At 60.0% G+C, this 12416-nt stretch carries 10 protein-coding genes and 1 tRNA gene; 6 read left to right on the forward strand and 5 right to left on the reverse strand.

Translation table 11 applies throughout. The features are described from left to right. Positions 1–106 precede the first annotated feature (106 nt). The 3 genes from I6E73_RS08630 to I6E73_RS08640 all read right to left on the reverse strand — a co-directional run bounded on the left by I6E73_RS08630 (position 107) and on the right by I6E73_RS08640 (position 4148). On the reverse strand, positions 107–1570 hold the full coding sequence (locus I6E73_RS08630; RefSeq protein WP_197124605.1) for a SulP family inorganic anion transporter: 1464 nt from the start codon (positions 1568–1570) through the stop codon (positions 107–109). A gap of 273 nt (positions 1571–1843) precedes the next feature. Further along, positions 1844–3544, reverse strand: coding sequence for an AarF/ABC1/UbiB kinase family protein (locus I6E73_RS08635; protein ID WP_197124608.1), 1701 nt, complete (start codon positions 3542–3544; stop codon positions 1844–1846). Positions 3545–3581: 37 nt separating this feature from the next. Then, entirely contained in the window at positions 3582–4148 is a 567-nt protein-coding gene (locus I6E73_RS08640; protein WP_197105598.1) for a PadR family transcriptional regulator, read from the reverse strand. A gap of 174 nt (positions 4149–4322) precedes the next feature. Here I6E73_RS08640 and I6E73_RS08645 point away from each other — a divergent pair, with 174 nt between their 5' ends. After that, positions 4323–6083 carry a pyruvate dehydrogenase gene (locus I6E73_RS08645; RefSeq protein WP_197124610.1) on the forward strand — a complete coding sequence of 587 codons (1761 nt, stop codon included), beginning with the start codon at positions 4323–4325 and terminating at the stop codon, positions 6081–6083. 144 nt (positions 6084–6227) lie between these two features. Here I6E73_RS08645 and I6E73_RS08650 read toward each other — a convergent pair. Further along, positions 6228–6311: transfer RNA gene (locus I6E73_RS08650), tRNA-Leu, on the reverse strand. A 152-nt stretch (positions 6312–6463) separates the two neighbouring features. Here I6E73_RS08650 and I6E73_RS08655 point away from each other — a divergent pair. Then, positions 6464–7795: a M20/M25/M40 family metallo-hydrolase gene (locus I6E73_RS08655; RefSeq protein ID WP_197105596.1), complete on the forward strand. Its 1332-nt coding sequence runs from the start codon at positions 6464–6466 to the stop codon at positions 7793–7795. Between the two features lie 24 nt (positions 7796–7819). Beyond that, on the forward strand, positions 7820–8671 hold the full coding sequence (locus I6E73_RS08660; protein ID WP_197124612.1) for an undecaprenyl-diphosphate phosphatase: 852 nt from the start codon (positions 7820–7822) through the stop codon (positions 8669–8671). Positions 8672–8747: 76 nt separating this feature from the next. Here the strand turns inward: I6E73_RS08660 and I6E73_RS08665 are convergent, their stop codons facing one another. Then, positions 8748–9683, reverse strand: a complete 936-nt coding sequence (locus I6E73_RS08665) for a proteasome assembly chaperone family protein (protein ID WP_197105594.1) — start codon at positions 9681–9683, stop codon at positions 8748–8750. 64 nt (positions 9684–9747) lie between these two features. Here I6E73_RS08665 and I6E73_RS08670 point away from each other — a divergent pair, with 64 nt between their 5' ends. The 3 genes from I6E73_RS08670 to I6E73_RS08680 are packed head-to-tail and all read left to right on the forward strand — an operon-like array spanning position 9748 to position 12414. Further along, on the forward strand, positions 9748–10419 hold the full coding sequence (locus tag I6E73_RS08670) for an HAD family phosphatase (protein ID WP_307784263.1): 672 nt from the start codon (positions 9748–9750) through the stop codon (positions 10417–10419). Next, on the forward strand, positions 10416–11402 hold the full coding sequence (locus I6E73_RS08675; RefSeq protein WP_197105593.1) for a tRNA (adenine-N1)-methyltransferase: 987 nt from the start codon (positions 10416–10418) through the stop codon (positions 11400–11402). The genes I6E73_RS08670 and I6E73_RS08675 overlap by 4 nt, the downstream gene beginning before the upstream one ends. A gap of 10 nt (positions 11403–11412) precedes the next feature. After that, on the forward strand, positions 11413–12414 hold the full coding sequence (locus tag I6E73_RS08680) for an FKBP-type peptidyl-prolyl cis-trans isomerase (protein WP_231600602.1): 1002 nt from the start codon (positions 11413–11415) through the stop codon (positions 12412–12414). The last annotated feature ends 2 nt before the right edge of the window (positions 12415–12416 follow it).

Here is a 12416-nt window from a genome sequence, read left to right on the forward strand (position 1 = left end):
AACGAGGGCCCATTACGCGATTGCGTAGTGGGCCCTCGTTGTGTGTCGCGAACGTTGTTTGTCGCGAACGTTCTGTGCTGCGAACGGTGCCGTCAGCGGACTGTGACTAGCCTTCGCCGCCGAGATTTCCGGCAAGACGCTCGTGCATGTACTGGCTGGCTTCGTTCATGCCGACGAGAACGACGCGCTTTTCTAGACGCTCGTATTTCGTCGTGATCGCGTCTAGCGCCGCAACCGTCGATGCGTCCCAAATGTGGGAGTTCGACATGTCGATGATGATGCGGTCCGGGTCATCGGTGTATTCGAACTGTGTTGTGAGGTCATTGCTCGAAGCGAAGAACAGCTCTCCGTTGACACGGTAGTAGGCGGTCGGCACAGCCTCGTCATCGGGCAGCGTGCGCTCAACTGTCGCGAAGTGCGCAACGCGGCGTGCAAAGGCAACCATCGCGACGATCACTCCGACTAGCACACCAATTGCAAGGTTTTCGGTTGCTACTACGACGGCAACGGTTGCGACCATCACGGTCGTTTCGCTCTTCGGCATGCGCTTGAGCGTCGACCAGCGGATGCTGTGCCAGTTGAACGTCGAGATTGAGACGATGATCATGACTGCGACCAGCGCGGCCATCGGGATGATCGCGACGACGTCGCCCAAAACCACCACCAGGATGAGCAAAAAGATTCCGGCGAGGAAGGTCGAGATGCGGGTGCGCGCTCCCGATGCCTTCACGTTGATCATGGTCTGGCCGATCATTGCGCAGCCGCCCATGCCACCGAAGAGACCGGAGAGCACGTTGGCAACGCCCTGGCCCCACGCCTCGCGAGTCTTACGCGAGTGGGTGTCGGTGATGTCGTCGACCAGCTTGGCGGTGAGGAGCGATTCGAGCAGTCCCACGAGAGCCATCGCGATCGCGAACGGTCCGATGATCTGGAGAGTCTCCAGGGTCAGCGGCACGTTGGGAATGAAGAGCTCCGGGAGGCTACGGGGAAGTTCCCCCTGGTCGCCAACGGTGGGGACTGCAATGGCCATCGTGACTGTGATGACGGTCAGGAGCACGATAGCGACGAGGGGTGCCGGAATCACCTTTGTGAGTCGTGGCATCAGCACCATGATGATCAACCCCGCTCCGACGAGGGGGTACACCATCCACGGCACGTGAATGAGGTGTTCAAGCTGAGCCATGAAAATCAGGATCGCGAGCGAGTTCACGAAGCCAAGCATTACGCTGCGCGGGATGAAGCGCATGAGCTTGGCAACACCAATCACGCCGAGGAAGACTTGCAGCAGACCGCCGAGGATGACCGTCGCGATGAGGTAATCCATGCCGTATTCACGCGCGACTGGGGCGATCACGAGAGCAATCGCTCCGGTAGCCGCAGTAATCATTGCGGGGCGGCCGCCAAGGAAGGCGATGGAGACAGCCATCACGAAGGAGGAAAAGAGCCCAACTCGTGGGTCGACTCCGGCGATGATCGAGAACGAGATTGCTTCAGGGATCAGGGCGAGAGCAACGACCAACCCGGCCAAAACCTCTCTAGTGAGGATGCGTGGCGTGCGCAGTGCCGTCATTACTGACGGATCTGCACGGTACCGGTTTGACTTGGGTGCTTGAGCAATGGCGATGAGATTCTCCTACGGACAGTGCTGCGCGGTCGCGCGGCGGGAAAAAGAGTGAGGAGCCTGAGTGCGTGATTCGCACGACTCATTGCCGGCGACAATGCTGACAAGAGACCAGAGATGATCCGATCAGACGAGAGCGGACGACAGTAGGTGTGTCTGAGTCCTCGTCCACGATAGCCGATCGCGCAGATTCATGGGTGACTCCCAGCCTGCGCGACGCCGTTAGAACAGTCGGGTGCGCGTAAAGACGCCAGCGAAGAGCGCATGGGTCAGAGGAAGCGCCGAGCTAATCATCAGCACCAGGCCGAACGTCGGATCGGTGGCGCGCAGCAGAATGCCACCGATGAGAAGCGCCGTGAAAAGAACAGAAGAGAGCACACGACGAACTAGCTGTTCAATGGCGCGAAGGCGCTTATCGGCGCTTGGCGTCTCGACGGCGAGTTGGCCACGCTGCATGAGGGTCGCAACGCTCTCGAGTTGCTGCGGGAGGCGCAGAATGAGGCCAGCGGATGACAGAGCTTGTTTCGCGAGCTCCTTCACTGTTCCGCCGCCTTCGTTTCGGGCAAGGCGTGCGGCGAACGGCTCAATCGCGGTCCACACGTTGTATCCGGGGTTGAGGTCGCTGGCGACGCCAGACGTCACCGACACTGCACGGATGATGAGCAGAAAATTTTCGGGTAATTGAAACGGCATGGTGCGTACGACTTCGCTGAATTCGTTGCCAAACGCACGAAACTCTTGGGGATCGACCTGTTGAAGTTCGCTAAAGCCCATTCCGCCGAAGCGGTCGAACAGTTCTCCCATGGCGCGTTCGAGAGGCGCGCTTTCAGCGGTGCGCAAGAGGATTCCCATGTCCCGCACGCTCGCGACCAGCCCGGGGGCATCTCTCGCGGCTGCGGCAATGATGAGGCGTTGAAGACCGCGACTGAGGTTCTCGGGGACTTCGCCCATCATCCCGAAGTCGATAAACGTCAATGTCCATGCCGGGGTGGACACGTCGGCGCGGGCAGGATCTGCCGGCGTCACGAAGATGTTTCCCGGATGCGGGTCGGCATGGAAGAAGCGATGAATGAAGAGTTGTTCAAACATTGCGCGCGACAACTCGTCGGCAACTTCGGCAGGATCAATTCCAGCCGCGATAAGCCGTGCATGATCGTTGATCTTGATGGCGGTCGCGTCGGCGAGGGTCAGAATTCGGCGAGTCGACCGCTCCCAGACCACATCGGGAGCGCCAATGCGGGGGTCGTCAGCGAAGTTCTCCGCAAAGCGTTCCGCGTTGCTGCCCTCATTGAGGTAGTCAATCTCTCGCAAGCTAATAACGGCGAACTCTTCGAGCAGAGCGGGCAGATCGACGCGCCGAGATACAAAGCGAACGCGACTGAGCCATCGGGCAACCCGGCGAAGGGCTGCGAGGTCGACGGTGATGATGTCGGCGATACCTGGTCGCTGCACCTTGACTACGACACCGGAGAAACCGACATCCATCGCGTCGCTGGGAGTGAGGCGTGCTCGGTGCACTTGACCGAAGGATGCCGCGGCCACGGGCGTTGCATCGAAGTAGTCGTAGGCACGTTCGAGAGGAATGCCGAGTTCTCGTTCGACACTCTCGCGGATGAGTGTGAAATCGACCGCAGGAACTTCATCCTGCAGTCCCTCAAGTTCGCGCGTGATCTCGCCCGGAAGCACGTCGAGGCGCGACGACATGAATTGCCCGACTTTGATCATGAGCCCGCCGAGGTCGACCGCGAGGCTGTGAAAACTCCGAGCGATATGGGCTGCACGCGCAAGACGGCGTCGGGCAGCAATCCGTTCGAGCCCGAAGCGTGGCAGAACGAGTTCGAACCACCACTCGAGGACCATGTACCGGGCAGCAAAGCGCAGGATACGACGATAGCGAGCGCGCAGCTGTCGAGTGTCGGTCATCAATTCTCCCTAGTGCCGACGATGGCGGCTTGTCCGCTCAGTCTTGGGCGAGGATTGCGTAAAGCTTACGGCGCGCATCATCGATAACACTGATGGCTTCTTCCACCTGTTCGGGGTTTCCGGTGCGCATCAGCGGCACAACTGCTTCCGCCAGTTTCGCGGCGGCGTGGGGGAGCGCGGTGGGGCGTGAGGAGTCCTTCGCCTCAGAGTTCTCCCACGGAGCCGGGCGACCAGCCTGAGCTTCGCCGTGGCCCTTCTCAGTGAGCGTGTAGGTCTTCTTGCCGTCGGCTTCGTGCGCTTCGATCAGCCCTTCGTCCGCGAGCAACTGAAGGGTGGGATACACGGAGCCGGGGCTCGGCTTCCACGCTCCATTACTGCGCTTGTCGATTTCTCGAATGATCTGGTAGCCATGCATTGACTCCTCCGCCAGCAGGGAGAGGATGGCGACGCGAACGTCTCCGCGTCCCATGCGGGGCACTACGCGACGTTCGAACTCAGAGCGCACGTTGTCGAGCGCGTCCCAGAGTCCTTTGCCGGCGTGGTCAAATGCGTCTGCGAACGGACGGCGAGAATCTCGGCCGCCGGTTCCGAATGAGTTGTTCATGCTGATCCTCCAGTCGGTGGATGCGGGGCACGAGCGGCCTCGCCGATACTCAACGATACATCGTTAACATTCGCTCTCCACAAAGCTCAGCGAACCCGCAGCATTCTCGTCGATGGCAGCGGCGACCGAGTCAGTTCGCTGTGTTCGTGCAGGTGGAAGGAGTTAACTGGGCGCATGGCAGCTACCGTCTCAGATCAGCTCATCGGCCAACTACAACACGCAGGGGTCACCCGCATCTACGGAATCGCGGGTGACAGCCTCAACCCCATCGTCGACGCGGTGAGACGCACCGGCGGGTCCGCCAAAGGGGGCATCGATTGGATTCACGTCCGCAACGAGGAGGCCGCAGCATTCGCGGCCAGCGCCGAAGCACAACTGACCGGACAGCTCGCGGTCTGCGCCGGCAGCTGCGGGCCAGGCAACCTGCACCTCATCAATGGCCTCTTCGATGCGCACCGCAGTGGTGCGCCGGTGCTGGCAATAGCCAGCCAGATTCCCTCGACTGAAATCGGCAGCGAATACTTCCAAGAGACTCATCCTGATCGTCTCTTCGTCGAGTGCTCGAACTACCGCGAACTCATCTCAACGGCCGCACAAGCTCCCCGAGTTGTGAATTCCGCACTTCGCCATTCGATTAGTCTCGGCGGAGTTTCCGTCATCACGCTTCCCGGAGACATCGCCGGCCTCGACGCTGTCGGCAGCGCGCCACAGCTGGCTCGCCCGGGTATTCCGGTCTTGGCCCCTGCGGCTACCGATGTGGCGTCTCTCGCTGAGGCCATCAATTCATCAGAACGGATCGCGATCTTCGCGGGAGCCGGAGTGGCGGGCGCGCACGATGAGGTCGTAGCGTTCGCAGATCTGCTTGCCGCTCCGGTCGGCCACACCCTCCGGGGCAAAGAATGGATCCAGTACGACAACCCGTTCGATGTCGGGATGACCGGAATGTTGGGTTACGGCGCAGCGCACGATGGCATCCACGATGCCGATCTCCTCATCCTGCTCGGCACCGACTTTCCCTACGAACAGTTCTTGCCAGATGGCTCACACGAACGAATCGCTCAAATCGACACGAAGGCAGAGCATTTAGGGCGACGCACCAACGTCGACATCCCTGTTCACGGCGACGTGGCAGCCACTATCTCCGCCGTGACACCGTTGATCACGAACCGCCCCAACCGGAGCTTTCTGGAGAAGACCCTCAAACGTCATCACCGTCTGTTGAATAGCGTGGTTGACGCCTATGCCAAGAATGTCGACAAGAAGATTCCGATTCATCCTGAGTTCGCCGCGTCGCTGCTCGACGATCTCGCCAGCGACGACGCGATCTTCACGGCCGACACGGGCATGTGCAATGTATGGCAGGCCCGCTACATCAACCCCAACGGCCAGCGCCGACTCATCGGCTCGTTCCTGCACGGTTCCATGGCGAACGCTCTGCCCCAGGCCATTGGCGCTCAAATGAGCCACCCTGACCGGCAGGTGATCGCAATGTGCGGTGACGGGGGACTCTCAATGTTGATGGGCGAATTGATTACCGTCGCCTCGCACAAACTGCCGGTAAAGATCGTCGTCTTCAACAACTCAACCCTGGGCATGGTCAAGGTCGAGATGCTTGTTGACGGGTTTCCCGACTTCGGCGTGGATGTTCCGTCCGTTGACTTTGCGGCGGTAGCGAATGCTCTCGGAATCTTTGGCCAGCGAGTAGAAAAGCCCACCGACATCCACTCGGCACTTGAAGCGGCGCTCGCCCACGACGGGCCAGCGCTCGTCGATCTCGTTACCGATCCGCTTGCGCTGTCTCTTCCGCCCACCATCACCGGAGAAATGGCCCGTGGATTCGCACTTGCGATGTCGAAAGTTGTCATGAATGGGGGAGCGGGCGAGGCTGTGAAGCTCGCGAAAAGCAACATTCGGTTGCTCCCGGGCGCCCTGTAACCCGGCCATATCAGGCGCCTGCGGAAGCTCCCACGAGTTTCTGCAGGCGCGCATTCTGGCCCGGGGGATCCGTCAGGGCAAAAAAATAGCTCGGACCCATAATCATGGATCCGAGCTATTTCGATGTCTTACGACACCTCGCTGTGCGCGAAGGGGGACTTGAACCCCCACGCCCTTTCGGGCACTAGCACCTCAAGCTAGCGCGTCTACCAATTCCGCCATCCGCGCGCATCTGCGGCGCTACAAGAGCACCGCCGAGATAAGAGAATAGCATCCTTTTTGAGCACCAGATGACGCCATGAATAACCACCAGCGAGAGTCCTGTTTCGGGTATGCCGTGGCGTGCAGATATTTACTGGCGAGACGGCTAGCGTGGGCATATGACTTCTGAGCCAGAACTCGAGCGCACAGCACGCATTGCGCAAGATCTCATCCGTTTTGATACTTCCAACTATGGGGAGGGTCGATCGAATGGCGAGACTGATGCAGCCGAATATTTGGGTGCGTTGCTCGAGGAGATGGGCCTCACCACTCAATACTTCGATGCTGCCACCGGCCGCACGACGGTCATTGCCAAGGTGGAAGGCAGCTACGACACGGAGTCTTCTGCGCCGCACGCGAAAGAGCGTCCCGCACTGATTCTTCATGGCCACACGGATGTCGTGCCGGCGGATCCCAAGAACTGGTCAGTAGATCCGTTCGGAGGAATCATCCGCGACGGCCTCCTGTGGGGCCGCGGCGCTGTGGACATGAAGAACATGGATGCCATGATCATCACGGCGCTCGGCGACATTCTGGGAGCCGGCAAGCGCCCCGCTCGCGACCTCACCATCGCCTTCTTCGCTGACGAAGAAAACGGCGGCGAATACGGTTCGCACTTCATGGTCAAGAAGCACCCCGAAATTTTTGCGGGAGCAACCGAAGCCATCAGTGAGGTCGGTGGCTACTCGGTGGATCTCCAGGGCCAACGCGCTTACCTTCTGCAGACGGGCGAGAAGGCTCTTATGTGGATCAAGCTCACCGCTCGGGGCATGGCCGCTCACGGCTCGCGTGTTATCAGCGACAACGCTGTCACGAAGCTCGCGGAAGCTATCGCGATCCTTGGCCGCCAAGAGTGGCCAGTGCATCTCACTGACACTACGAAGCTGCTCATCTCTGAGCTCTCGCGCATTCTCGACATCGATCCAGAAGAGGTCGGTCCCGATCAGTTGATTCTGGCTACCGGTACCGCTTCCGGGTTCCTGCAGGCGACGTTGCGCACCACAAGCAACCCGACGCTGCTGAAGGCCGGCTACAAGCACAACGTTATTCCAGACGTCGCAGAAGCACTCGTCGACATCCGCACCCTTCCCGGCGAAGAGGATGCGGTGCTCGCGCAAGTGCGTGCACTCTTGCCCGATGAGATCGAGATCGAGATGATGCACCGCGACATCGGCCTCGAAACAAGTTTCGATGGGCCCCTCGTCGATGCGATGGTCGCAAGCCTCGGAGTCTTCGATCCCGGTGCCCCTGTTTTGCCGTACCTCATGTCGGGTGGCACGGACAACAAAGCGCTCAAGCTTCTCGACATCACCGGCTATGGTTTTGCTCCGTTGCAGTTGCCGCCCGAGATCGACTTCCCGGGGATGTTCCACGGCGTTGACGAACGTGTGCCGTTGGACGCATTAGTCTTTGGCAGGCAGGTCTTGGGAGACCTGCTTCTCAAGTACTAGTTCTTACCTAAACGGGAGCGTTCCATGGGGTTCATTGAGGCCATAATTCTCGGGCTTGTTCAGGGCCTCACGGAGTTTCTTCCGATCTCTTCGAGCGCCCATTTGCGCATCATGGGCGAGTTTTTGCCCTCCGCGAGCGACCCGGGTGCCACATTCACGGCAATCACCCAGTTGGGCACTGAGCTCGCCGTCATCCTCTTTTTCCGCAAAGATATCGCTCGCATTCTGAGTCGCTGGTTTCAGCAATTCCGAAAGCCTCATGGTTCCCACGGCGAGAAGATCGATCGGAATCATCCGGATGTACGGCTCGGCTGGCTTGTCATCATCGGCACTATTCCCATTGTGCTCGTGGGCTATTTCGCTCAGGAGTACATCCGTTCGACGTTCCGTTCGCTGTGGTTGGTTGCCACAGTCCTGATCGTGTTCGGCATCATCTTGGGAATCGCTGATTACCTCGGCAAGCGCACGCGCGCTCTGGAAGACATGAGCTACGGCCATGGCATCACGATCGGCCTTGCCCAGATGCTCGCCTTGGTACCGGGTGTCTCACGGTCAGGGTCGACGATGACAGCGGGCCTCGCTCTCGGCTACACGCGCCCCGCTGCAGCACGCTTTGGCTTCTTACTGGCGATCCCTGCCGTCTTCGGCAGCGGACTCTATGAGCTCGTGCACAGCTTTGGCGAGCCCAACCAAGTATTTACCTATACAGAAACGGCCGTCGCCACGGTGATTGCATTTTTCGTGGGCTACGTCGTGATCGCAGCGCTTATGCGCTACATCGAAAAGCGTTCGTTCCTGCCGTTTGTCATCTACCGCGTGGTCTTGGGCGTGACGCTGTACGTGCTGCTATCGCTCAACGTGATTCAGCCGGTCTAGCCGCACTAGAGCTTCGGACCGGGCTCGTCACGTTGCCCTGGCCGTTTTCGCGGTCAGAGCACCGAACAGAGCGCGATTAGTCCTTGCCGCGCCACGGCTCGTCGCCGGCGGCCCCCGGATCGGGCTTGTCATCGCCGCTTCGCAAGTATTTCTCGAACTCTTGAGCAATTGCTTCGCCGCTGGCCGAAGGAGAGTCGACCGTGTCGCGAGCACGTTCGAGCTGCTCGATGTACGACGACATGTCATCGTCTTCACCGGCGAGGGCGTCAATGCCTGTTTCCCAGTCGGTCGCTTCAGTCACGAGATCGCCGCGGGGGATCACAACATCCACAATTTCTTCGAGCTTGTCGATGAGAGCGAGGGTCGCTTTCGGCGATGGTGCGTTGTGCACATAGTGCGGAACGGATGCCCAGATCGACATCGTCGTAATGCCGCTAGCTTCTGCGGCCTGGCCGAGTACCGACAGGATGCCAACGGGGCCTTCGTAACTGCTGCGCTCGATGTCCAATGCGGTACGAACGGCGGAATTTTCGCTCGACGTGAAGACTGAAATGGGGCGAGTGTGGGGCACATCGGCCAGCATCGCTCCGAGGAACACGATCGAAGAGATGCCGTTGTCGACCACGGTCTCGAGGATGTCGCGAGTGAATGCTTTCCAGGAGCGCGAGGGTTCTGTGCCGAGCAAGAGATAAATGTTCGACTGATTGTTGGCGCTCAACTGCAGTTCTGCATCAGCGGCGATACTCTCAGGGCGCTCAGCGTTGGGGCGAGACGGGCCGTACATCGTGACCGACGGCCACGTCATGACGCGGTTGCCGTCGTCGTCGTGGGAGAGCACTGGACGGTTGAACTGGTAGTCGAAATATTCTTCGGGATCGACTTCTGAGATGGGATACACGTCGAGTTGCTCTTTGAGCGATCGCACTGCGCCGCTCGCTGCTTCACCGGCGTCGTTCCACCCCTCGAAGGCGACGACGAGGAGTCGTCCGTTCGCAAATGGGGTGTTAGTCACTGGTCTCCTTGTGGTGCGTGGCAGGAATGTTGTTCAGTCAAGGATAGAACTACGATGGTCCGTTGTGACTCACTCCACTCCGGCGGCCGTCTTGTGGGACATGGACGGCACCCTCATCAACTCCGAACCGTACTGGATTTCTGCGGAAACCACGCTTATCGAATCGTTTGGCGGCGCTTGGACGCATGACGATGCCATGGCCTGTGTGGGCAAAGGACTTTTCGAATCCGCTCGAGTCATGCAGACGAAGGGCGTCACTCTCGACGCCGTCACGATCGTTGACCGTCTCACCGACAGTGTGATGGCGCAACTCAAAGAATCCGGCATCCCGTGGCGACCGGGAGCTCGCGAACTATTGCAAGAACTGCGCACTGCTGGTGTTCCCACCGCAGTCGTCACCATGTCAGTCGGTCGCATGGCTCATCACGTTGTCGAGAACCTGGGCTTCCACGGCTTTGACGCCGTCATCTCCGGGGACGACGTCGAAAACGCTAAACCCCATCCTGAGGCCTACCTCGCGGGCGCGGCGGCACTCGGTGTCGAAATCACCGACTGCGTTGCCATCGAAGATTCCCCTCCCGGCGCCACCTCGGCGTTCGCCTCGGGTGCCACTGTCATCGGTGTTCCCTTCATGGTGGACATCCCCGAAGACAAAACCCACGCACTCTGGCCAACTCTTGACGGCCGCACCCTGAACCATCTCTCCGAACTGCACACAAAGGTGACCACGCGATGAGCGACGTATTCCGACGACAGAGCGGCCCCTTCCGTGAAGGGGACCGCGTACAACTCACCGGGCCCAAAGGGCGCCTCAACACGGTGACTCTCGAAGCTGGGGGATCGTTCCACACTCACCGTGGCGTGCTCAGCCACGACGTCATCATCGGTCAGCCGGATGCCAGCGTTGTAACGAGCACCAATGACATCGAATACTTGGCGATGCGCCCACTGCTCACCGATTTCGTCATGTCGATGCCGCGCGGTGCCGCAATCATTTATCCGAAGGATGCCGCCCAGATCATCGGCCAAGCCGACATCTTCCCTGGCGCCCACGTTGTAGAAGCCGGTGTCGGTTCAGGTGCGCTCTCCCTATGGCTGCTGCGCGCCATTGGCGCGAGCGGACAGTTGAACTCCTTCGAGCGTCGTGAAGAGTTTTCTGAGATCGCTCAATCGAACGTCGAGACCTTCTTAGGCGCGAAACCCACGAACTGGACGGTCACGGTTGGCGACCTGCAGGAGCAATTGCCGGCATCCGTTGAGCCAGGTTCTGTTGACCGAATCGTGCTGGACATGCTCGCGCCCTGGGAGTGCATCGAGGAGTGCGCCGATGCGCTCACTCCCGGCGGAGTGTTGCTCTGTTACATCGCCACGGTTACCCAGTTGTCTCGTGTTGCGGAGGCGATCCGCGCTACTGGCCTCTTTACGGAGCCCGATTCCAACGAAACGATGGTGCGCGGTTGGCACGTTGAAGGACTCGCCGTTCGCCCAGATCACCGCATGGTCGCCCACACTGGTTTTCTCATGACGGCCCGTCGTCTCGCGCCAGGATCAGTACTGCCCGAGCTCAAGCGTCGCGCCTCAAAGACTGACTTCAAGGACGAGGATGTCGAAGTCTGGACGCCCGGAGCACTCGGCGAACGAAACGCCAGCGCCAAACGTCTCCGCAAGACGGCGCGCGAAGCGAAGGCCGCGGCTGAGGCCGGGGCTTCTGACCGGTAGAGTGTTGGCGATGTCTGTGACGATGAAAAGAGTGTTTGTGCGCAAGCTTGCAGTGGTGGCCCTCAGTGCCGGAGTTGTTGTCTCGTTGGCCGGTTGTGCCAATGGTCCGTTGAGCTTCGCGGACTGCGCTCCGGTTTATTCTTCTGGCTCCAATTCCGCGCTCGTGAGTGCTTCTGGCGCTCTCAGCACCGACCCCGAGGCCGAGTTCCCGACTCCGCTTATTTCAACGGATGTCGAGAGCGAGCTCGCTATTGAGGGCGACGGCGATAAGGTCGGCGCTGGTGACATCACGACCCTTCAAATCACGATTTACAGCGGCGAGACCGGCGAACAGCTCATCTCGACCGGACACGACACCGCGGGATTGCGTGTGGCTGTCACCGAGGGTGCACCGCACTTTGGTGACATTGCTCAGTGTGCGACTGTCGGTTCGCGCATTGTGACCACGGGCACGGCAGGCGACATTCTCGGCACAGAGAACATCGCTCAGAACCAGCTTCCGCTCGCCGACGACGACACCATCGTGATGGTGAGCGACGTCGAAAATCGTTATCCCGGCAAGGCAGATGGAGCCAACAAGCTCGCTCCTGCAGGATTCCCCTCCGTTGTGCTGGCTCCGAATGGTCAGCCCGGTTTCACGTTCCCGTCCGGCGATGTGCCGAGTGACCTCATGTTCACGGCGCTGAAGGTAGGCTCTGGCGCGCCTCTCGAAGAGGGCGACGCAGCAGTAATGCACGTGAGCGGAATCGAGTGGGGTGCTGAAAGCACGTTCACCAATAGCTGGGCAGAATCTGGCGTTCCCGGAACCTTCCTCCTAGCGGGCACAGAGACCGCCGATTCGAGCCTCCCTCCCGGACTCACCGAAGCCCTCATCGGCCAGACTGTTGGCTCGCAGGTGCTCATCGTGTTGCCCGCGGATGTCGGCTTCGCCGCTGATGCCTTGCCGACTGGCGTCACGAGCGGCGCCACCCTCGTCTTCGTATTCGACATCCTCGGAATTCAAGAGCAGTAACC

Source organism: Salinibacterium sp. SWN248 (assembly GCF_015864575.1).
Taxonomy (GTDB): Bacteria; Actinomycetota; Actinomycetes; order Actinomycetales; family Microbacteriaceae; genus Rhodoglobus.